General features: G+C 44.5%; 15 protein-coding genes. 11 read left to right on the forward strand and 4 right to left on the reverse strand.

The annotated features are described in order from the left end of the window. The first annotated feature begins 115 nt into the window (after positions 1 to 115). The 3 genes from ABNE31_RS11665 (at position 116) to ABNE31_RS11675 (ending at position 5482) form a co-directional block, all read left to right on the forward strand. Positions 116 to 2287, forward strand: coding sequence for a DNA mismatch repair protein MutS (locus tag ABNE31_RS11665; protein ID WP_349351259.1), 2172 nt, complete (start codon positions 116 to 118; stop codon positions 2285 to 2287). A gap of 111 nt (positions 2288 to 2398) precedes the next feature. Next, on the forward strand, positions 2399 to 3847 hold the full coding sequence (locus ABNE31_RS11670; protein ID WP_349351260.1) for a serine hydrolase: 1449 nt from the start codon (positions 2399 to 2401) through the stop codon (positions 3845 to 3847). 177 nt (positions 3848 to 4024) lie between these two features. Beyond that, the gene (locus ABNE31_RS11675; RefSeq protein ID WP_349351261.1) at positions 4025 to 5482 is read left to right on the forward strand and encodes a Gfo/Idh/MocA family oxidoreductase; all 1458 of its coding nucleotides are present in this window, start codon (positions 4025 to 4027) and stop codon (positions 5480 to 5482) included. Positions 5483 to 5654: 172 nt separating this feature from the next. On the opposite strand, the gene ABNE31_RS11680 is transcribed toward ABNE31_RS11675, so the two are convergent. Beyond that, positions 5655 to 7229: a thiol-activated cytolysin family protein gene (locus tag ABNE31_RS11680; RefSeq protein ID WP_349351262.1), complete on the reverse strand. Its 1575-nt coding sequence runs from the start codon at positions 7227 to 7229 to the stop codon at positions 5655 to 5657. A 311-nt stretch (positions 7230 to 7540) separates the two neighbouring features. On the opposite strand from ABNE31_RS11680, the gene ABNE31_RS11685 reads away from it, so the two are divergent. The 6 genes from ABNE31_RS11685 to ABNE31_RS11710 all read left to right on the forward strand — a co-directional run bounded on the left by ABNE31_RS11685 (position 7541) and on the right by ABNE31_RS11710 (position 15327). Then, complete coding sequence (locus ABNE31_RS11685; RefSeq protein ID WP_349351263.1) at positions 7541 to 9442, forward strand: tetratricopeptide repeat protein; 1902 nt, start codon at positions 7541 to 7543, stop codon at positions 9440 to 9442. 82 nt (positions 9443 to 9524) lie between these two features. Continuing rightward, on the forward strand, positions 9525 to 11198 hold the full coding sequence (locus ABNE31_RS11690) for a hypothetical protein (RefSeq protein ID WP_349351264.1): 1674 nt from the start codon (positions 9525 to 9527) through the stop codon (positions 11196 to 11198). 195 nt (positions 11199 to 11393) lie between these two features. Further along, positions 11394 to 12371 carry a hypothetical protein gene (locus ABNE31_RS11695; protein WP_349351265.1) on the forward strand — a complete coding sequence of 326 codons (978 nt, stop codon included), beginning with the start codon at positions 11394 to 11396 and terminating at the stop codon, positions 12369 to 12371. Positions 12372 to 13139: 768 nt separating this feature from the next. Continuing rightward, complete coding sequence (locus tag ABNE31_RS11700; RefSeq protein WP_349351266.1) at positions 13140 to 13976, forward strand: DUF4886 domain-containing protein; 837 nt, start codon at positions 13140 to 13142, stop codon at positions 13974 to 13976. A 123-nt stretch (positions 13977 to 14099) separates the two neighbouring features. Beyond that, positions 14100 to 14840: a DUF2268 domain-containing putative Zn-dependent protease gene (locus ABNE31_RS11705; RefSeq protein WP_349351267.1), complete on the forward strand. Its 741-nt coding sequence runs from the start codon at positions 14100 to 14102 to the stop codon at positions 14838 to 14840. Between the two features lie 82 nt (positions 14841 to 14922). After that, positions 14923 to 15327: a thiol-disulfide oxidoreductase DCC family protein gene (locus ABNE31_RS11710; RefSeq protein WP_349353047.1), complete on the forward strand. Its 405-nt coding sequence runs from the start codon at positions 14923 to 14925 to the stop codon at positions 15325 to 15327. Here the strand turns inward: ABNE31_RS11710 and ABNE31_RS11715 are convergent. Continuing rightward, positions 15324 to 16637, reverse strand: a complete 1314-nt coding sequence (locus tag ABNE31_RS11715) for a dicarboxylate/amino acid:cation symporter (protein ID WP_179383772.1) — start codon at positions 16635 to 16637, stop codon at positions 15324 to 15326. The two genes, ABNE31_RS11710 and ABNE31_RS11715, sit on opposite strands and share 4 nt — an antisense overlap. Positions 16638 to 16694: 57 nt before the next feature. Continuing rightward, complete coding sequence (aroC, locus tag ABNE31_RS11720) at positions 16695 to 17759, reverse strand: chorismate synthase (protein ID WP_349351268.1); 1065 nt, start codon at positions 17757 to 17759, stop codon at positions 16695 to 16697. Positions 17760 to 17952: 193 nt separating this feature from the next. Here aroC and ABNE31_RS11725 point away from each other — a divergent pair, with 193 nt between their 5' ends. Continuing rightward, a complete protein-coding gene (locus ABNE31_RS11725; RefSeq protein ID WP_349351269.1) occupies positions 17953 to 18870 on the forward strand; it encodes a UDP-2,3-diacylglucosamine diphosphatase in 918 nt (305 codons plus the stop codon). On the opposite strand, the gene ABNE31_RS11730 is transcribed toward ABNE31_RS11725, so the two are convergent. Then, positions 18841 to 21756 carry an FAD-linked oxidase C-terminal domain-containing protein gene (locus ABNE31_RS11730; RefSeq protein ID WP_349351270.1) on the reverse strand — a complete coding sequence of 972 codons (2916 nt, stop codon included), beginning with the start codon at positions 21754 to 21756 and terminating at the stop codon, positions 18841 to 18843. The genes ABNE31_RS11725 and ABNE31_RS11730 overlap by 30 nt on opposite strands. An 88-nt stretch (positions 21757 to 21844) precedes the next feature. Between ABNE31_RS11730 and ABNE31_RS11735 the strand changes: the two genes are divergently transcribed. After that, positions 21845 to 22345, forward strand: a complete 501-nt coding sequence (locus ABNE31_RS11735) for a hypothetical protein (protein WP_179383776.1) — start codon at positions 21845 to 21847, stop codon at positions 22343 to 22345. Positions 22346 to 22444 lie beyond the last annotated feature (99 nt).

Here is a 22444-nt window from a genome sequence, read left to right on the forward strand (position 1 = left end):
AATGGGTTGATTCGTTTTCAGTGGATGTCAAAAGTACGTAATGCCGATTGTTTTTACAGGCACTACGGTTACAAAACACTTCAAAATCCTATCTTTGCGCTGCTAGTAGAAAAAGATGCGAAACATTCACTCCAAAACACTTCAAGACCTCGAATTCCCGACCGTATTGACCCAACTTGCTGCGCGCTGCAATACCGAATTGGGCAAGGAAAGGGCGTTGGACATCCAACCCTATCGAAAAAAAGAGGAACTGATGGCCGTATTGGGGCAAACCTCTGAGTATTTGGCCTCTTTTTCGAACGACAACCGCATTCCCAATCATGGTTTTGACCACATCAATAGTGAACTGGGCCTGTTAAAAATTGACAACAGCACTTTGGAAATCACTGGTTTCCGAAAAATCGGGGGGATTTGCAAAACCGTGGAAATCCACCAGAAATTTTTTAAAAAATTCAAGGAATACTATCCTTTGCTTTTTGATAAGGTCAATGGACTGGAGCTGCATCCCGAGATTCCGGATGCCATAGATGCGGTGATCGACAAATTCGGTGAAGTCAAGGATTCCGCTTCCAACGACCTCCGTTTGATTCGAATGCAGATCAACGAAGTACGGAGCAAGATCAATCAAAGTTTTAGCAGTGCCTTGGGCCGTTACCAATCCTTGGACTTTTTGGATGAAATCCGGGAATCCGTCATGGAAAACCGTAGGGTGTTGGCCGTAAAAGCCATGCACCGCAAAAAGGTGAAAGGCACGGTGATGGGCACCTCCAAAACCGGAAGCATTGTTTACATAGTGCCGGAAGCTACGCTTTCGTACACCCGCGAGCTGAGCAATCTGGAATTTGAGGAAAAGGAAGAGATCCAACGTATCCTCAACCAGCTAACCGACCAGATTCGGCCCTATTTGGAACTGTTGAAGACCTACCAATCCTATTTGGCGGAAACCGACATTACTGCAGCCAAGGCCAAGTATGCCAACGAAATGAACGGTATGCTGCCCGACATCAACGAGGAGCGCGAACTGTACTTAAGGGACGCCTTCCACCCCCTGCTCTATCTGTCCAACAAACGAAAGAACGAAAAAACCTGGCCACAGACCATTAAGCTGCATACGGAAAACCGTATTATCGTGATTTCCGGACCCAATGCGGGTGGAAAAAGTATCACGTTAAAGACGATTGGACTGCTTCAAGTCATGCTTCAAAGCGGGATGCTGATACCCGTGCATGAACGTAGCTCTGTCTGCTTTTTTGATCAAATCTTAACGGATATTGGCGATAATCAATCCATTGAAAATCATCTAAGTACATACAGTTATCGACTAAAAAACATGAATCGCTTTCTGCGAAAGTGCAACGAACGCACCTTGTTCCTTATCGATGAATTTGGAACGGGTAGCGACCCTGAATTGGGCGGTGCTTTGGCGGAAGCCTTTTTGGAGGTCTTTTACGAGCGCGAAGCCTATGGGGTAATCACCACCCACTACGCCAACCTCAAGGCCTTGGCCAACGAGTTGCCCCATGCCACCAATGCCAATATGCTGTTCAACGCCAAAACGCTGGAACCGACTTTTCAACTCGTCTTGGGCGAAGCAGGCAGTTCCTTTACGTTTGAAGTGGCCCAAAAGAATGGTATCCCCTATTCCTTGATCAACAAGGCGAAGAAGAAAATTGAACGCGGCAAGGTCCGGTTTGATGCCACCATTGCCAAATTGCAGAAAGAGCGCAGCAAAATGGTGGAGACGGGCTCCAAGCTCAAGGAAGAGGAAATCAAGGCGCGTGAAGAAAACGAGCGTTTGGAAAAGCTGAATTCCAAGATCAAGTCCAAGTTGGAGAGCTATCAGGAGATGTACGACCATAACCAACGTATGATCCAATTGGGCAACAAGGTGAATACCGTCGCCGAAAAATACTTTATCGACAAGAAAAAGCGCCCTTTGATCTCTGAAATGCTACGCATTGTGGAAACTGAGAACAGCAAACGCAGAAAGACTACGGCCAAAAAAGCCAAGGAGAAGCAACAGGAGCAACAGCAGGTAGCCCAAGAACTGGAGCAGCAGATTAAAAAGGTGCGGGTAGAGAAAAAGATCAAAAAGAAGAAAGAAATCCAGGCCGAAAAGAACAAACCGCGACCTGTATTTAAGGTGGGCGACCGCGTTCGCTTACAGGATGGCAAGGCAGTGGGCAGTATCGATACCTTGGAAAAAGGCAAGGCCGTGGTCAACTACGGAATGTTCACCACCAATGTGAGCGTGGACCAACTGGAACTGGTGGAGGCGAAGAAGTAAAAAGGCCTTCATTTAGAACGAGCATAGCCACACCCCTATCGTTTAAAATCGCATCATAGTTGCCACATCCAACAATAGGAACAGTCTTTATTAAAACGAACATTCAAACTAATGAAGACATTCAAATTTCCGACCGTACTATTTCTTTTTCTTTTTACGATTTCTTGTACCAACCCAGATAAGAAAACTGATTCAGCCGAATTAAAAAACGAAATCGACCGTTATCTGACCAAAACCATGGAGGTCCACAATATACCCGGATTGGCCTTGGCCGTTGTTGAGGGTGATAACATTATTTATGAAGGTTACTTCGGGAAAGCTACTTTAGATAGTAAGGTTGCTGTTGACAAGAACACATTGTTCAGAGTTTTCTCGCTAACAAAACTTATAACCGCAACGGGGGTATTCCAACTTATTCAAGACGAAAAACTACGTTTAGAGGATAAAATTTCAAAGTATCTAAATGATTTACCCCTACAATGGCAAGAAATCAAAATAGGAAACCTCTTGAGCCATTCTTCGGGATTACCAGATATTGTAAAATATAATAGCACGCTTACCGACCAAGAGTTAATGGATAAACTGTCCAAAGACAAAATGGAATTTGTTGCAGGAAATCAATTCAGGTACAACCAAACCAATTATTGGTTGCTTGCCCAAATTATTGAGAAAATAACCGGATTAAGTTTTGATGAGTTTATTCTTCAAAATCAATTTAAAAATTCCAAAAAAGGTGTTCTGTTTTCTTCAAATTCACAAGAGGTTATTCCCAACAGGGCCACTAGATATTTATATAATGACGAAGCCAAAGTGTTTGAAAAAGATACCAACAATAATGGGACCAGAGGACATTCTGGCAATGGATTGAATATTACCCTCCGTGAATTTACTGAATGGAACAGGCAATTGGACAAGAATGCTCTACTGGATGAAGCTACCAAATCCAAAATGTGGACCCCATTCAATTTTACCAATAACAAAGAGAGTTTTTTGTACGGATGGGGGAATTATCCTGTTAACAGCTTGTCGTCTTATGGGTTTTCAGGCGGAAACTTAGCTGCCTTTAGAAAGTTCGTGGACCAACAAACAACTATCATATTATTATCGAATGGATATGAAATTCCAGCCTATGACATCATTGTCAATGATATTGCTAGAATTATAATCCCTGAATTAAAAGGTTCCACCCTAGAAGAAGATGTCATGAGGCTCGTCTTAAACAGTGAATTTGATAAAGCTGCATTAGCATTTGAAAATCTGAAGGAAAAAAACCAGGATTCGGATTTTGACAATTTAAAATGGAATATCAACAGTTTAGGCAATGCTTATCTATACAGTGGGAACAACCCTGAAAAGGCATTTGAGGTATTTAAATTCAATGCGGAGGCAAATCCAGACTGGTGGGTTGCATTGGCGAGTTTGGCAGAAATCCATGAAGTAAAAAACGAGAACATCAGTGCTATTAAAAATTACCAAAAAGCCATACTCTTAAATAAAGACAATGAATGGAATTATAATGAACAGATGAAAAATAAGATTGAAGTACTACGAAGCAATTAAGTTCTTAAATACATTCAAAGAAATGCAACATAAGTCTTTCGCCCATACAAAAATGTAAACTCCAAACTCAAAAACTGCCAAAAATTGGGGCTCAAAGTTAATACGTAGAAGTAGAGAAAACTTGTTATTTTCCCTATCTTGTTTAGCAATTAAATAATAAGCCAACCTAAACAAACAATGAAAAAAACACCAACCTCTTCCAGTAGAAGAAATTTCGTAAAAAACACCGCACTGGCCTCCAGTATTTTTATTGTCCCGCGCCATGTGCTGGGCGGTAAGGGCTTTTTGGCCCCATCCGACCGTTTGAACATCGCCGCCATAGGCGCAGGCGGCAAAGGAGCGAGCGATATTGCCAATGCCTCCGTCAACGGACGTGAAAATGTAGTTGCACTTTGTGATGTGGATTTTTCCGGCTCCGCCAAACGCTCGGTGAAGCGCTTTCCCAAAGCGCAGTTGTTTGCCGACTACCGCGAAATGCTGGATACGGTGAAAGACATCGATGCGGTAACCATCAGTACGCCCGACCATGTCCACGGACCCGCTGCGGCCTATGCCATGGAGCGCGGCAAGCACGTATATGTGCAAAAACCGATGACACACAACATCCGCGAGGCCCGTATGCTCACCCAAATGGCCCGCGACCAAAAAGTGGTGACCCAAATGGGCAACCAAGGCGCATCCAACCCCCTCTTGGGCTTGGTGCAAAAATGGGTGGATTCCGGTGCGCTGGGCCGCATCACCAAGGTGGAAATATGGACCAACCGTCCCGTATGGCCCCAAGGCAATGCCATGCCCCAAGCGGACCCGTCCGGCAAGCCCAACGATTTGAACTGGGACCTATGGCTGGGCCCTGCACCCATGCGCCCCTACACCCCTAATCTGCATCCGTTCAACTGGAGAGGGTGGTGGGATTATGGCACTGGTGCACTGGGCGATGTGGGCTGTCATTTGATCGATATTCCCTACCGTACCCTCAAATTGGGCTATCCTACCGCCGCAGAGTGCAGCGTGGGCACCGTTTTCTCCCAAATGTGGAATCCCGATTACCACCCCGAAGGCTGCCCGCCCTCCTCCTTCATTACCTTGAACTATGAGGCTACGGACAAAACGGCCGCTCCCTTGGTCATGACGTGGAGCGATGGCGGTATCCGTCCCTCGCATCCCGATATCATTCCGGCCGATAGCGATATTGGCGGACCAGGTAGCTATAATGGTGTGCTTATCCATGGGGAGCATGGGGTCATCTCAACCAATATCAACGACAGTTCCCCCTTAACGCCCAAGCTGTACATGAGCAATGGCGTTACCGAATTTGGTTCCGAAGTGGAGGACATGACCGAACCTGAATATGGTCACCAAAGACAATGGGTGGACGCCTGCAAAGCAGGATTTGGCAGTACCGAACACCAAAACCTTACCTCCTCCTTTGATTATGCCGGCCCTATGACCGAAACCGTACTGATGGGCAACTTGGCCATACGAAGCTATATGTTGCGCAGGGAAAATGACAAGGGCAACATGGAGTTCTACGGTCGTAAAAAGCTATTGTGGGACGGGGAAAACATGGAGATTACCAATTTTGAGGATGCCAACCAGTTTGTGACCCGTACCTATCGGGAAGGTTGGGAGATGTAAGGATTCACCGGACTAGGTCATGGGTTTTAGCAACTGTCCAAAATAGCTGGTTATCTGTCATTTCGAGTGAGCGTAGCGACGAGAAATGGTTATGTCAATCTCTTTGATGGGAATAAAAACAGCCGGCATCAAATGGTTGAACCCCACTTGAGCGGCCGACTGTCAGCACTAATTAATTACAGCTAATGGGTGAAAGTGTAATCTGAAGGAGTAGATTATTGGTCACTTCGAAGCACTTTTGACTGCTCAGATACCCATAAGGCCTAGGACTTCCCAATGCCCTCCAAACAAAGGCATCCTGAAACTGGAATTCCACTTCCACATCGTGCGCTCCATCCGGTGGACTTTTCACGGAGCGCTGTCCATTGTTTACGGTGTTATAGCCACCAATTACCGTATTGTTGGTTCCGGCGGTTTTATAAATAAACCTGTACCGCACATCAAAAATTGAATTGTTGTCCACGTCAACACTGGCGTGGTCATACCTAAACGTTTGGCAACTTTCCACGCGATAATCCGTGGTATACCCCATTTTGGCCAGCGTATTGTCTTTTAAGTATCGGATGGTATAGGCAATGGGTACTCCCGGATTATCCCTACTGTATACCGCATTCTCTCCCGTAATGACACTGTTCAAAGAACCATAGCCCGATTCAATATCCGCTAAATTAATGGCTTCGGAGGCTGCTTCGGCATTTCCGCCAATGGTAACCACCGTTATGTTGGACGTTTTTAAGATTTCATCATAGGTCGAGTTGACCGTTCCCACACCACTAACGCCTCCAGCGTATTCCAAAACTGCATCCAACTCAACCGACGTATTCGTATTGGTGGTTTCCATACGCACCATAATGATGCGTCCGTACGAAACGGAACTCACATAGGCTGGCGGCGTATCGGAATCCATGGCAGATGCAACAGCGGCTTGGCTTACAGAGGTATCAAAAACACTGCCCGGGGAGCTTGGGGTGTCCATCGTCACCGTGTAGAAAACTTGTTTGAACACTACCCCGGCATATCGCTTCTCCGTTGTGCTTTCATAATCAAATTGTGAGGCCAATGATCCCGTGGCCCATTCCACATTCAGGCCAACATCCAAACTAAATTGCTTTGAAGAGTAGGAAGTGGAAGCTTGATACGAAGAATTGGAAGCGTTCACATACCCCTCTTGGTAGGCATTGGCATTCCACCACTCCAAAGCATTGTCAATACTGGACTGTACGGAGGAGTTTGTGGGATTGTCCACCACAATGTTCCCTTGCGATCCAATTCCCGGTAGGTCCAACCGAAGCGTTACCGGAGCCCTACCCAAGGTCAAAGGGTCTGGAGCGCCATCCAGCATACCTTGGTTGCCCACGACCAAGGCCCCGGGAAAAACAATACCATTGGTCGGACGCAAAATGGCCACATCGTCAAAATTGGACTCCAAATTGTAATCTTGTGTCCTGCATTCGAAAAGCTGTCCCAATGTGGGGCCTGTATTTATGGTATTATCATTGGTTACGGTACGTTCCGTGGCGCTTCCGCCCGTATCTTGAACATTTAAAAGTTCATCGGGATTGTAAGATAGATTTTCAATATATGCGTTGATGGCCTCCAGGTCATCATTTTCCTCACCGCCATTTTCGCCCCCTTTGTCAATGGGAGGATCCGTTCCTTCATCCTTGCTGCACGAAACAGCGAGGCATAATGTCATGGACCATATCAACAAGGTCCATAAGTTGATTTTTTTTGAAATTGATTTCATAACTAATTGGTTTAAAGGGTTCAACGTTGTCGAAATTAGACTTCAAACCGTCACCAACCTATTTACTGATATGGACAAAGTATGGACACACAAGGATTTAATACGGTTAAAGGGAGATGGACATTGATTGTACTCAGGATGTTTATAAATATTATATTTATTTGATAATCAATGTTTTATGTCATAAATAAAGAAGTAAGCCCCATTCAAATCCATGGACAATGAATGGACAAGGGGGTTTGGGCCCATATATTGGGAGGTTACAGCGCTCTGGATTATTTATTACTTTAGAAAGCATAAAGGATAACCTCGTGAAACACTACATCGTCATTTTAAGCTTGCTTTCCCTTTTTTGGCAATCCATAAACGCCCAAGGCCGGGAAAAAGAATTGGACAGTTTGATCACCCGCGCCGAACAACTTCCAGAAGCCATTGAAAAAGCCCAAGTGCTTTCCCGAATACATGAAAGGATGATGTTCACGGACCCAGATAAGGCTCGAGACTACGCACAACAAGCGTTTGACCTTTCGGAAAAACTGGACTACAAAAAGGGAATTGCCAATGGCTATCTTCAATTTGGGAATTATTTTTCCAACCGAACTGAGAACGACTCAGCTACCTATTTCTATGAGCTTTCATTGGAGAAATTCAAGGAAATAAAGTCCATAAGGGGACAAATTTTCGCCAACCACTCCCTAGCCGGAATTGAACGTGAAAAAGGAAATTACGACAGGGCCATTGAAATTACCAATCGAAACATCGCACTTTACAATGATCAAAACAGAAACGAGACCGATTTAAAGGAATTCAATCTGATCGGTGCAGAATATGAAGTTTTGGGAAGCGTTTACATGGACAAGGGCAATTATACCCTGGCCCTAAATGAAACCCTAAATGCGCTACGTTTTTTTGAAGAGGTGGGAGACAAGGTACGAAAGGGAGATGCATTGTTGCAATTGGGGCAGATTGAATACAAGCTTGGGAATTTCAATGCTTCCCTTGCTTATGAGGAGGAAGCCTTTGCCATTTATCGCGATGAAGATGATAAGGTATACCAATCCTATGCCGCCAACCATGCGGGCTTGGCCGCTGAAGCGCTTGGGGATATGCAAAAGGCCGAGGAGTACCAAAGAGCAGCCATGACATTGGCACAAGAAGTGGGCGTAAAATCAGCTTTATCCACTGCGCTGCGGGATTTGGGTCGAATCCATGCCAAAAAGGGGCTCTTGAATGATGCAAGAACATTTTTGGAAGAATCTTATAAGGTATCGGAAAGTACTGGCATACAACTGGACATCGCTTCTTCGCTCAAAGAACTTGCACAAGTTGATTACCAATCCAATGAGTTTAGCGAAGCCCTTAAAAAAATGGACCGAGTAATAGAAATGGCCGAAAGCATTGGTGCCGTTTCCATCCTTGGACAATCCTACAGGGAACGCAGTCAAATCCACGAAAGCTTGGGCAAATACACCAATGCCATAGCGGACCTAAGAACATATCAAATCATAAACGATAGTATTTTCAACAGTAGAAAGTCCCAGCAAATAGAAGAACTCAAAACCATTTACGAAACCGAAAAAAAAGAAGCTGAAATCGCCCTTCAAGAAGAGGAAATCAACACCTTGAACGCACAGGCCAAGGTGAACCGACTCACCAAAGGTCTGTATGCCGGAGGTATGGCCTCTGCCCTAGCCCTTTCCGGTCTTCTGGTGTTCGGTTACCGCCAGAAAATGAAGAAAAACAAGATCGCTCGCGAAAAGCAGGAGGAAATCTACAAACAGGAAATTGAGCACAAGAAAAAGGAACTCGCCAGCCAGACCCTGCATTTGGTGCAGAAAAACACCTTTATCCAAGAGTTGATGGACAACCTGGAGAACATTAAAAACTCCCCGGAAAAGTTCAAAATGGAATTTCGGCGTATCGTGATGCTGTTAAAAAAGGAAAATGCCTCCGATAAGGACTGGGAAGTGTTCAAAACCTACTTTGCCGAAGTACATAATGACTTTGACCAGAAACTAAAGACCATTTACCCGGACATTTCCGAAAAAGAAATCCGGTTGGCTGCCTTTTTGCGTATGAACCTGACCACCAAGGAAATTGCGGCCACACTGAATGTGTTGCCCGACAGTATCTTGAAATCAAAGTATCGACTAAAAAAGAAATTGGAACTGGATAAGGAGACGGATTTGGTAGCGTTCTTAAGCTCATTGTAGGTCAAATTCACCATCCGCTCCTTTAGTTGTTGTTTTTAAGCCCTATTTCAACGAACTTAGAGACCTACTAAATAGCAACCTCTTGAAAACAACCATCACCCTAACGTTATTGACCTTACTTTGTGTCGGCTGCCAGACCGAAAAGAAAAACGGTTCAGAAGAGAATCAGACCCAAACCGTATTCACCTCCAACGATTATGGGGACCTCGTTGCCCTGTTCAAGGAATGGAGAGCCTTCGAAACCCCTCCGCTTTTGGACGGGGCTCCCGATTATACCGCCGAAACTTTTGAAAAGCGCTGGCCTACATTTAAAGAGTTACAGTCCAAACTGCAAGCTATCGACACCACCAACTGGTCGGTGGAAAACCAAGTGGATTGGATGATCGTATGGGCCGAAATGAACGGTTATGACTTTAACCATCGAATTTTGAAGCCTTGGGTGCGCGACCCCGCCTATTACAAATCGGTTTGGACCGCCCGAAGCGATGTGCCCGCCCACGAAGGACCCACCCATCATGGCACCACGGAGCTATGGACCTACAGGTTTCCCCTCTCAAAAGAGGAAAGGGAAAGACTTTTAAATGACTTAAAAGTGATTGCGCCACTGAACGCACAGGCACAAAAAAACCTGACAGGAAACGCCAAGGATTTATGGATTGCCGGGATTCGGGATATTGAAACGCAAAGCGAGGTGTTGTCCGAACTAAAGCAGCGGCCAAGTCTTGCCAATGATGCGGAACTGGTTTCCGTAATCGATGAAGCCATTGCATCCACCAACGAATTTGCCACTTGGTTACGCGCCGAAGCGGAGACCAAAACAGGTCCCTCGGGCATTGGCAAGGACAATTATACCTGGTATTTGCAAAATGTCCACTTGGTGCCCTTGACCTGGGAAGATGAGGTCATGATCCTAAAGCGGGAACTCGACCGCGCGTGGGCCTCCCTAAAACTGGAGGAGCACAAAAACAGAAACCTGCCCGAACTGGTCGCTGCGGATTCCCCCGAAGCCTATGATGCCATGGCCGATGAAGCCGCCAAAAGTTTGATCACTTTTCTGGACCAACAGGACATCGTAACCGTAAAACCCTATTTTGACACCGCCCTTCGCGAGCACTTGGGCGAGTTCATCCCCGAGGAAAAGCGCAATTTCTTCACCATAGGGGAACATTACGACCCCAGACCGCTCTACTCCCATTTTTACCATTGGTTTGAACTGGCGCGTATGGATACGGAGCCACACCCCAGTGAAATCCGGAAAGGACCTTTGTTGTACAACATTTGGGATTCCCGAAATGAAGGTACGGCAACCGCCGTGGAAGAAATGTTTATGCAGGCGGGCCTGTACGAAGACAGTCCGAGGGCGCGTGAGATCGTGTACATCATGATTGCGCAACGTGCCGCACGGGGCTTGGGCTCCCTTTACGCCCACGCCAACGAAATGACCATGGAAGAAGCCGGTGGCATCCATAGCGAATACACCCCAAGGGGCTGGATGAAAACCGAAAAGGAACTGCTCATTTTTGAGCAGCACCTCTATTTGCGCCAACCCGGGTATGGCACCAGCTACATTACTGGAAAGTACCTATTGGAAAGTGCCATGGCCGCATACGCCCATCAAAAGGAGGCCAACGGGGAGGACTTTGTACTACAGGACTTTTTTGATACCCTAAATAGCATGGGCTGTATTCCTATATCACTGACCCATTGGCAGATGACGGGCTCCAAGGAGCATTTAAAAATGATTACAGCCGAATAGTCCACCCACCTATTTTCCGAAATAGAAAACTGGACAAGTTGATAACTTTCTTACAACTAGGAAGATTACTTTATTGTTTTTGAAGGAAATTTCAGTGAAATTAGTGATCGATGGTAAAATACATCGGTTATAAGCCATTTTGGGGTATAGCGATGTGTTTTGTGTTTACACGAACAAGTCATGTTCAATTAAAAAATGATGTTCAGTACAAATAATACAAATCGATTTGACAACAAAGAACAAGTAGCTTTCGATACTTATTTAAGTTATTTGACAGGAATATCGAAAAGTATTGAATCATCTGTTGAAGCAATTGACGACTTTCTTGATGAGATAACCAAAAACAGAGCCTTCAGAAAAATACAAGCCAAGAGTGATGTTGACATTGATAAAATTTCCAAGTTGCTTCGTAATGCTTGGTACACAGAATTTCAATTAAATAATCTATCCATTACTTCTGATTTTGCAGGGTTTTCCTTGCATTGGGGACAAGTATATGCCTATTATAGTTGCTATCTACAAATAAGAGTTTATTTAATTAGCCAGAATCAAAATGTCAATCCAAAACACAGGACAACATTGAGACAATTCTCAGAAGAATTGAAAAGAAGAAGACAACTTTTCCCTTCACCTTGGAGAATTCTATGTGACAAAGACCCTGAGCAAAACATCTTCGTTAATAAAGCTGAACCTTTCAGAGACGTGCATCAACTTTCTAATGAAGCAAAACTTAACCCAATTGACAATTTTGCCAAATTCCTAAAAACGACTCGAAAAAAAGAAATTGAAAGGAAATGTAAAGAATGGAAAGAAGAAAATAAGAAAAAGCGAATATCTCCTGCCGCTAGAATTGAAATAATAGAATCCACACCGCCAACTTCGATCTACGACTGTCTTTACAGACTGCGAATACGTGCTAATTATGAAAACGCGGACACTTTTATATTCTCAACAATTCCTGATTCACATTCACAAGATTTCCATAATTCACTTAAGAATATCGTTTGGATAAGCTCTTTAATACTTGAAACAATATCTGCTAAATATATTTCAAGTAAATCATACAAACCGATAATTGACAAATATGAAGACATGATGGGAAATAAAGTAAAGTCAAGAGAAGAACTTGCTCCTATAACTCGTTACAAATTATTTGAAGAAAGAATAAAATAACTGCACACAACAACGTATATAAAAAATAGCGGTTTGGGTGTTTAAACGAAAGAGAAACAATAAAAGAAAGGTCAGTAATCAACTGAAAAGTTAGTGCTTAAAAATCCGCTGCTTTTCATACACAAGACCGTTGTAAGCAACTTAAAAAATGTGAATTTTAACTGGAAATTAATTGAAAAATCGCTTAGCATTTTATCAATTGTATTCGGAATATTAGTTATCCTGCTGGTATTTTATACTTGGGAAGTAATACTATCGAGATATTTCGACACGGGATTAACAACTTGGGACAACTTGTCCCTTTTTAAAATTTTCAAGAACACTCACTTTTTCATGTTCTTAGGCATTCTAGGTCTTATTTCTGGAATTTTACTATTAAAAAACAAAAGAAGCGGTTGGATTTCAAACCTAGCTTCATGGATTTCTTACGCGGTTGGAATTATCATAGTTTATTGGAAAGGGAACCAGAGTGGCAAATTACTTATTGAAAGTCAAACTCATTATACAATAATTCTGTCTATTGTATTCGTATTCTTAATTTTTGCTTCGTTACTATTGTCAAAACCCATTAGATTAAAATATAAGCCGACATCTAATTCGTGGATAGCAGTTGGACTTATCATTTTGACATTCGTTATGGACAAAATACTGTTAGATTAAAAACTACTCACAATACTGGCCATAATTCATTGTTCCCTCCTCCCCTAAATTAAATTCCCTATTTTTAAAAGACTAAACACGAAAAACCGAGACCATTAGCTATAATTCATGAAACATATTCTATTACCATTATTATTATTCATTGCTGTTAATTGTAAATCTCAGGAAACAAAGGAAACCGAAAAAATCGACGTACTGTTTATTGGAAATAGTTTGACCTATTACCATGATATGCCGGAAACTTTACAACAAATGTTGAACGAGACTTCCTCTAATTTTAACATTGAACATAGTACATTTCCCGGAATGTCATTGGATGCGCATTTGAACAACATCATTGAATTAAGAACCGAGGATCAAATCAATACGCGAAGAAAGGAAGATGGTGAAAAAACCAAAACAGAGGTTAAACTATCCGAAAAGGATTGGGATGTCATAATTCTGCAGGAAGGCACCGTCAGACTATTAATTCCGGAGGCCAAAAAATACAAAGTTGAAACCGCAATTGAAGAAATCAAGAATCGAATTTCAAATAAAGATTGTAAGTTCATTTTATTTAAAACTTGGCCTTCAAAAAAGGAATATCCTAAACAATACTGCTATTCCAAATGGGCCATTGATCATAGCTTGGAAAATGATGAGTACTGCTCTCCAGAAATAGCGAATTTAGAACAGGAGTTTGCTTTGATCAACGAATCGTATGATTTGGTGGCCCAGAAGTATGGACTCACAGCATCGGACAATGGGAACAAATTCTACCAAATTTTGACGGAGTATCCAGAAGTCAACGTATACGAAGACAATATCCATCCCAATGTCTATGGAGCTTTTTTAAACGCGTGCGTTTTTTATCAAATGCTAACGGGTAAAAAAGCTTCTAAACTAAAGTTTAATGGGGAAATTGAACCAAAAACAGCGGAATTATTAAAAGAGATAGCAGAATAATAATACCGGGATACACTTATAATCCATAGTGCCACTCACACTCCTTAGTCAAAACCACCCACACCTCTTTTCTATTCATGTAACAATTTTGGATTTCATCAGTCTTTAAAAAAACGAACATTCATGAAATCCATCAAAATCCTAGCGCTATTTGCATTATATAGCGTCATTGCCAGTTGCAACCCTTCTCCCGGCAAAACAGTCCAAGCCAGCTCGGTAGTAACCTTTACCGAAAGTAAATCGCGCTTTACGCCCGCACAGGAAGAACTTATCCAAGACATTGTCCACACATCGGAACTAAAGGTTAGGAAACTGTTGCCCAACCTGCCCGACAGCATCAACGTAGCGGTGGAGATTGTGGATTGGAACATCGATGTGGTCGGCGGGGTTACCGGCCGAACGGAGACCAACTCCCCTCCCCAAGTGGTGATCCAAATATCCGAGACCTACCCCGGTGGGGTTGCCAAAGCGGCCGAAACGGCCTTGGAGCATACCATTTTTCATGAATTTCACCACCTTTACCGAGGTTGGGCCATACAGGACAATAAATTTGGACCAGGTATCGATATCGCGTCGGTGAACGAGGGGCTTGCCGTGGTGTTTTCGGAAGTGTACACCGTCGCCATGGAAGCCGATAGCCCTCCCGAAGCCACAGTGGCCGAGGAATGGGCTACCGAAATATTGGCCCTGCCCATCAATGCCAATTACCAGCACTGGATGTTCCAGCATCCCGACGGCAGGGAATCCGTGGGTTACCGAACGGGGAATTATATCGTGCGCAAGGCCTTGGCAGCATCGGGCAAGAACATCCTTGAACTGAGCGAGCTCCCTCCCAACGAGATTTTAACATTGGCCGGCTATTAGAAATCGCTAGGCTTTGAGGGGACTGCTGCGTATCTTTGTAGCAAAGAAATTGGATTCCCGCCTACGCGGGAATGACAGCACTATGGAAGATAAAAAGATAATCCTGTTCGATGGCGTTTGCAATTTGTGCAACAACGCGGTCCAATTTGTCATCAAAAGGGACAAAAAGGATATTTTTCGTTACGCGGCGCTCCAAAGTGAGATTGGACAGGAGTTGGTGGCCCAACGCCAAATCGATACCAGCAAAATCGATTCCATTATTTTGATTGAGCCCGGAGTAGCCTATTTTACCAAATCGGATGCCGCCTTGGAAATTGCCCAAGATTTAGGTGGCATCTGGAAGCTTTCGGCCATTTTTACTTGGATTCCCTCCTCCATCCGCGATCGGATCTATGACGTTGTGGCCAAAAATCGGTACAAATGGTTCGGCAAGCAGGACGCCTGCATGATACCCACCCCAGAACTTAAAGCCAAGTTTTTGGATTAACTCTCTTTTTGTTTCCGATAGTTGTCGTCCCAATTCTTCACCTTGGGCTCTCCCAATTTATCTACGGATTTAGCAACCAATAAAGAAACGGTGGCATCACCGGAAACATTCACCACGGTACGGCACATATCCAAAGGTCTATCCACCGCAAAAATCAGTGCAAGTCCTGCCTCAGGAATCCCAGCCTGTGCCAATACGATGACCAACATTACCATTCCGGCACCGGGAACAGCTGCACTACCTATGGAAGCCAAGGTTGCCGTAACAATGATGCCCAACTGAGCGGAAAGACTCAGGTCCATACCAAAGGCTTGGGCGATAAAAACGGCGGCTACCGCTTGATACAAACTGGTTCCGTCCATATTGATAGTGGCACCAATGGGCAGCACAAAACTGGTCACCTCTTCCTCAACGCCCAAATGCTCCTCTACCCTTTCCATGGTCACTGGCAAGGTAGCGGCACTCGAACTGGTCGAAAAAGCCAATAATTGTGCAGGGGACATTCCTTTCATAAAAAAGGCGGGGTTGGTTTTGGTGAAAATCCATGCAATCAGCAGATATACACATAGCATAAGCGCCAAACCAAGCAGTACACAGAAGGCATACCATGCCAGGGCTTGGAAAAGGTCCAAACTTGGCGACTCCACCACCAAGGCCGCCAACAGCGCAAATACACCATAAGGTGCGGCCAACATAATAATATCTATCAATTTTAAAATGACCTCGTTAAAGCCATCGAAGAATTTTTTGACGGGTTCTGCGGTTTTCTCTGGAATCAAAATGAGCCCAATCCCAAAGAATATGGCAAAGAAAATCACCTGAAGCATGTTTCCATTGTCGCTCGCGGCCTTAAATATGTTGCTCGGAACCAAATCTTCCAGCGCCTGCAAGGGGCCCGCCTCCTTTTGTTTGTCGGCGGCAGTTTTGATGTTGTCAGCATCGCCTTTGTAGTTCTCCACAAGCTCGTTCCGGGTATCCTCTGTAATGGAACCACCGGGCTTTACCACGTTCACGACCAGTAAACCTATGGTTACCGCAATAATGGTGGTGACGATGTAAATCCCTATCGTCCGACCGCCCATTTTGGAGAGCTTCGAAATGTCCTTTAGGTCGGACACTCCCTTGATCAACGATGCCAAAATCAAGGGCACCGCAATCAATTTTAGTGAGTTGATGAAAATATTACCAAAAGGTTTGATCCAATCCGAAACAATTTTGGGACCCCAATCAAATTGAACCATTAACAACGCAAACAAAACACCCAAGGCCATCCCGATGAGGATTTGCCAGTGTAATTCCAATTTCTTCATAAAATAAAATTATGGACGGAAAGATACTTTATTGCATGGAAACCACCTAACGGCTCATCAGATTTTGTTGGTACGGGCCAGCAACGTATAGTCTGCCAACACCAATGCCGTCATGGCCTCCACAATGGGCACGGCCCTTGGTACCACACAGGGATCGTGCCTTCCCTTGCCTTGGGTGGTCACCTGCTCCCCTTCTTTGTTGATGGTGTCGTAGGCTTGCAGAACAGTGGCCACAGGCTTAAAGGCAACACTAAAATAAATGTCCATACCATTGCTGATACCCCCTTGGATACCTCCACTGCGATTGGTCTTTGTGGTGCCATCGGGGTTAAAGGCATCGTTGTGCTCACTGCCCTTCATGGCAACCCCTGCAAAGCCGCTTCCATACTCAAAACCCTTAACGGCATTGATGGAAAGCATGGCTTCACCCAAACGGGCGTGCAGCTTATCAAAAACCGGTTCTCCGAGACCGATGGGTACATTTTGGGCCACACAGGTGATAACACCACCAATGGTATCCCCTTCTTTTTTAATGGATTTGATGTATGCCTCCATCTGTTGGGCCATTTCAGGATCCGGACAGCGCACTGCATTGGATTCTATCTTGGAAAAGTCCAATTCTTGATACGGTTTATCCAATTTCATCTCCCCCACTTGCGAAACAAAGGCGTTGATTTTGATATCGTTCAGAAACTGTTTGGCGATGGCTCCCGCCACCACTCGACTTGCCGTTTCCCGTGCGGAACTCCTGCCTCCTCCTCGGTAATCACGGAAACCGTACTTTTTATCGTACACATAGTCCGCATGGGAAGGTCGGTACGAATCCTTGATATGGGAATAGTCCTTTGACTTCTGATTGGTATTGTGAATGGCAAAACCAATGGGCGTTCCCGTAGTTTTTCCTTCGAATACACCGGAATAGATCTCCACGGTATCCGGCTCCTTGCGTTGCGTGACGATGGCAGATTGCCCCGGCTTTCTGCGGTTCAGTTCTTCTTGTACCTTCTCGAGGTCCAACGTTATCCCAGCGGGACAACCATCGATAATGCCGCCCAGAGCCTTTCCATGGGATTCACCAAAGGTGGTGAGCCTAAAAAGTTGTCCAAAGGAATTTCCTGCCATTCGGTATAAAATTAGATTGCCCCCAAAGGTAGCGGATACAAAGCTAATTCAAAAACAGGCTTTTGGCTTAATGTTATTGTAACATAATTCACTTTAAGGTGATATTATTTTAACAATATCCTCATGAATTAATGATTTGGAATTGATTTCTAATTTATTCCTACCAGTTTATTTTGTACTAAACCTTATTCGATTGAAAAGAAGGAAGATAGAATTGGCAGTTATCTCGGATGTTCACCTAGGAACCTATGGCTGCCATGCGGACGAACTGATCACATACCTCAACAGCATTCAGCCCAAAAAACTGATTTTAAACGGGGACATTATCGATATTTGGCAGTTTAGCAAGCGATACTTCCCTCCTTCCCATTTAAAAGTGTTAAGAAAGATCATTGGAATGGCCTCCAGGGGTACCGAAGTGTACTATATTACTGGAAATCACGATGAAATGCTCCGTAAGTTCAGTGATACTTCAATGGGCAACTTTAAGATCATGAACAAATTGGTGTTGAACCTCGACGGTAAAAAAGCATGGATCTTTCATGGTGATGTGTTCGATGTTTCTATTCAAAATGCCAAATGGTTGGCCAAATTGGGAGGATATGGCTATGACCTACTTATTTTGATCAATAGTTTCCTTAATTGGTGCTTGGCCAAAATGGGACGGGAAAAATATTCCTTGTCCAAAAAAATAAAGAACAGCGTAAAGGGCGCGGTCAAATATATCAATGACTTTGAAAAAACCGCTGCAGAACTCGCGATAGAAAACGAGTACGATTATGTGGTCTGCGGACACATCCATCAACCTAAAAAAGAGATCTACGAAAACAAATATGGTCGATGCACCTATCTAAATTCCGGGGATTGGGTGGAAAACCTTACCGCTCTGGAATATTCCTTTAAGCGTTGGAAAATTTACCACTACAATCACGACCGGCTCTCCCCTTTCTTTATGGACGAAGACCTAAAGGAAATGGATATGAACGACCTTATTGCATCCATTACGGACAAGGAAGTGAAGATGGAAGACCTTACCGAACAACAATTCAGTGAGAGCGAAGAGCATATCGACCCTGATTTCTTAGACAACAAGGGCCTGTCTCAAGATTGAGACCGGGTGCAATGCCTCCCTTTTCGTCCCATCCTTGATTTGATGCCTACAACTGGTTCCATTGGCCGCAATAATGGTGTCCGTTGAACTTTTCTTCACTGCTGGAAATAATTTGAGCTCCCCAACCTGCATACTCACCTCATAATGTTCCTTTTCGTACCCAAAGGAACCCGCCATGCCACAACAACCCGACGGGATGATGGTTACTTTGTAATTTTCGGGCAGGTTGAGCATATCAAAGGTCACTTTTTGGTTGCTCAATGCTTTTTGATGGCAATGTCCGTGGATTTTTATGGTCCGCTCTTCTTTGGTGAAACTTTCCGAAGTAATTTGTTTTACTGCTATTTCCGAAGCCAAAAATTCCTCGATCAAAAAGGATTGCGAAGCCAGTTTGGTCAATTGGCCCTTATCCTCGTGCAACCGTTGGTATTCGTCCCTAAAAGAGAGTATGGCCGAAGGCTCCAGTCCCACAATGGAAGTTCCGGCATCCAAAATGGGCTTGAGGCGTTCCAAATTACGGGCGACCAATTTTTTGGCCTGTTTTAAAAATCCCTTCGATAGATAGGTTCTCCCGCTCTCCCCATAAAATAGTTCCACATCGTAACCCAATTTGCACAGCAATTCGATGGCATCCTTACCGATCTGGATATCCAAATATTGGACAAACTCATCGATATATAGCACCACCTGCTTTTTGGAAAGCTCCGTACGCGCTGCACGCTGCTTTTTAAGGTGATTGTTAAAATTAAAGCGTCCTACTTGTGGTAAACTCCTTTCAGGCGCCACTCCAGTAGCTTTTTTGATGAAATTCCCAATGGTTTTGGATTCGTACATCCAATTGGTTACTCCTGAAACCTTGCTGCCCAAGGCATTCAGTTGGGTATTGTGGGCAAACAGCTTGCTGCGCAAGGAATAGCCGTTCGCTTCCTGATAATGGTACAGAAACTCCGCCTTCAAGGTGGCCACGTCCACATTGCTCGGGCACTCACTGGCACAGGCCTTGCAACTCAAACAAAGGTCAAAGACCTGCTTTAGCTCTTCATGGTCGAAGCGGTTCGGTTTTTCGGAATGCGTCAAAAACTCCCGCAGCGCATTGGCCCTGGCCCTTGTCGTATCTTTCTCATTTTTGGTCGCCTGATAACTGGGGCACATGGCACCGCTCATGTGGTGGCTTTTGCGGCAATCACCACTTCCGTTGCATTTTTCCGCAGCCTTTAAAATACCCTCACTATCCGAAAAATCCATAGCAGTAGAAACTTCGGGCTCTTTTCGGTCTACCTCGTATCGCAAGGACTCATCCATGGGGTAGGCATCCACTATCTTTCCCGGATTCAGGACTCCATTGGGGTCGAAAATCGTTTTTACGCGTTTCAGGAGTTCATAATTGGCCTCTCCGATCATCAATGGAATGAATTCAGCGCGGACGATACCATCTCCATGTTCGCCACTAAAACTGCCTCGGTATTTTTTGGTGAGTTGGGCCACATCGGTGGTGATACGCCGGAACAAGACCACATCTTCTGCCTTTTTTAGATTCAGAATGGGCCTCAAATGCAATTCTCCAGCCCCTGCATGGGCGTAGTACACGGCATCCTGCCCATATTCTTTCATGATCTGGGTAAACTCCCCGATAAAATCCTTCAGGTCTTCCAAGGCCACTGCGGTGTCTTCGATACAGGCTACCGCTTTACGGTCTCCCACCATATTGCCTAGCAATCCCAATCCGGCCTTACGAAGTTCGATGGCCTTGTTGATGTCTTCCCCGTACAAAACAGGACTGGCATAGCTCAATCCCGACTTTTCAATGGTTTTGAGCAGGGCTTCCAACTGCTTTTCCAGATCTTCCGTGGTAGTTGCCTTGACCTCCAACATCAAAATTCCGGCTGGGTCGCCCTCCACGAAAAAACGATTGGCCAATTGTGCACGATTGTTCTTGGTACAGTCCAGAATTACCTTATCCATCATCTCGCATAGGTGCAGGCTGTGCTGCATCACGGGAGCCACATCGCTCAAGCAATCCTCCAAGGTATGGTAATGGGTAGCCACCATGGCCGCAAAGGGAGGCGGTACATCATCAAGCTGAAGGGTCACTTCGGTGGTAAAGGCCAAAGTTCCCTCACTGCCCGATAAAAGCTTGCACAAATTGAAGTCCTCCTTTTCATCCCCAAAAATCCGGTTCTTCAATAGTTCGTCCACCGCATAACCCGTATTGCGTCTGTGAATGCTCGGTTTCGGGAATTCATCGGCAATCTGTTGCTGCGTTTCCGGATTGGAAAGTTCTTCGTAAAGTTTTTGGTATATGTTAGCTTCCAAAGAATCCCCAATCCGCTTTTGGTCAAATATTTCTTTGGATATATCCGTAAAGTGTGCATCGCTCCCATCGGACAGAATGCATTGCATGGCAACCACCTTATCGCGGGTAACGCCGTATTGTATGGAAGTGGTTCCCGAAGAATTGTTGCCTACCATGCCACCGATCATACATCGGTTTGACGTGGAGGTGTTTGGCCCAAAAAAGAGACCAAAAGGTTGTAGGTACTGATTGAGCTCGTCACGTACCACCCCAGGCTGAACGGTCACTTGCTTTTTCTCCTTGTTCAAATGGATGATTTTGGTGAAGTGTCGGCTCACATCCACCACAATGCCCTCCCCTACGCATTGTCCGGCCAAAGAAGTTCCTGCTGTCCGAGGAATCAGTCCAACCCTATTTTTGTTGGCGAAACCCAATAATGTTTTGATATCCTGTGGATTTTTGGGATAGGCCACCGCTAAGGGCAGTTTGCGATACACCGAAGCATCTGTGGCATAAATCGCCCTGCTCAATTCGTCGAACAACAACTCCCCTTCCAAGGATTCAGAGAGGTCTTTTAACAATTTTTTATCCAACTTGGAATACTTTTTGGGAACTAAATTGGTTTTTAGAACGTAAATGTATTACAAAACTATCTCTATTTTTTAACTTAACGAGAACCTCATGAAGATTACCACATTATTATCCGTTTTATTTTTGTTTGCAACAGTGAGCTTAAGCGCGCAGAACATCTCAGAGCATGCTTTGGGACTACGATTGGGCGACAGTGACGGCTTTGGGGCCGAGATTTCCTATCAAAAATCGATTGGCCGCTACAACCGGGCGGAATTCAACCTAGGCTGGAGGGATAGCCGGGAGTTTGATGCTTTTAAATTGGCAGGAGTTTACCAATGGGTACGACCTTTGGATGGCAACTTTAACTGGTACTACGGTGTCGGTGGTGGACTGGGAAGCGTTGATTTTGATAGGCCAGAACCCGATTTTAACGATGATAACGATGGCTTGTTCGTGTTTGCGGCAGGTAATATCGGTATAGAATACGATTTTGATATTCCACTGCTCCTATCCTTGGACTTCCGACCTGAATTAGGCCTAGTTGGGTACGACGGTTTCGATAACGATTTTGATTTTGATATCGCATTGGGTATCCGATACCAATTCTAACGATACGATTTTTTAAAGACAAGCCCTTGGCTTTTCAATAAGCCGAGGGTTTTTTTATGCCATAAACATTGAATACCTTAGCGGCTTAAACATATTGAA

This window comes from Flagellimonas sp. MMG031, from assembly GCF_040112705.1.
Taxonomy (GTDB): domain Bacteria; phylum Bacteroidota; class Bacteroidia; order Flavobacteriales; family Flavobacteriaceae; genus Flagellimonas.

Coding starts and splice junctions, on each gene's coding strand:
- ABNE31_RS11735 (WP_179383776.1), top strand. CDS start 21,845: ATGAAGATTACCACATTATTATCCGTTTTATTTTTGTTTGCAACAGTG.
- ABNE31_RS11710 (WP_349353047.1), top strand. CDS start 14,923: ATGGAAGATAAAAAGATAATCCTGTTCGATGGCGTTTGCAATTTGTGC.
- ABNE31_RS11670 (WP_349351260.1), top strand. CDS start 2,399: ATGAAGACATTCAAATTTCCGACCGTACTATTTCTTTTTCTTTTTACG.
- ABNE31_RS11665 (WP_349351259.1), top strand. CDS start 116: ATGCGAAACATTCACTCCAAAACACTTCAAGACCTCGAATTCCCGACC.
- ABNE31_RS11695 (WP_349351265.1), top strand. CDS start 11,394: ATGATGTTCAGTACAAATAATACAAATCGATTTGACAACAAAGAACAA.
- ABNE31_RS11680 (WP_349351262.1), bottom strand. CDS start 7,229: ATGAAATCAATTTCAAAAAAAATCAACTTATGGACCTTGTTGATATGG.
- ABNE31_RS11705 (WP_349351267.1), top strand. CDS start 14,100: ATGAAATCCATCAAAATCCTAGCGCTATTTGCATTATATAGCGTCATT.
- ABNE31_RS11715 (WP_179383772.1), bottom strand. CDS start 16,637: ATGAAGAAATTGGAATTACACTGGCAAATCCTCATCGGGATGGCCTTG.
- ABNE31_RS11700 (WP_349351266.1), top strand. CDS start 13,140: ATGAAACATATTCTATTACCATTATTATTATTCATTGCTGTTAATTGT.
- aroC (WP_349351268.1), bottom strand. CDS start 17,759: ATGGCAGGAAATTCCTTTGGACAACTTTTTAGGCTCACCACCTTTGGT.
- ABNE31_RS11675 (WP_349351261.1), top strand. CDS start 4,025: ATGAAAAAAACACCAACCTCTTCCAGTAGAAGAAATTTCGTAAAAAAC.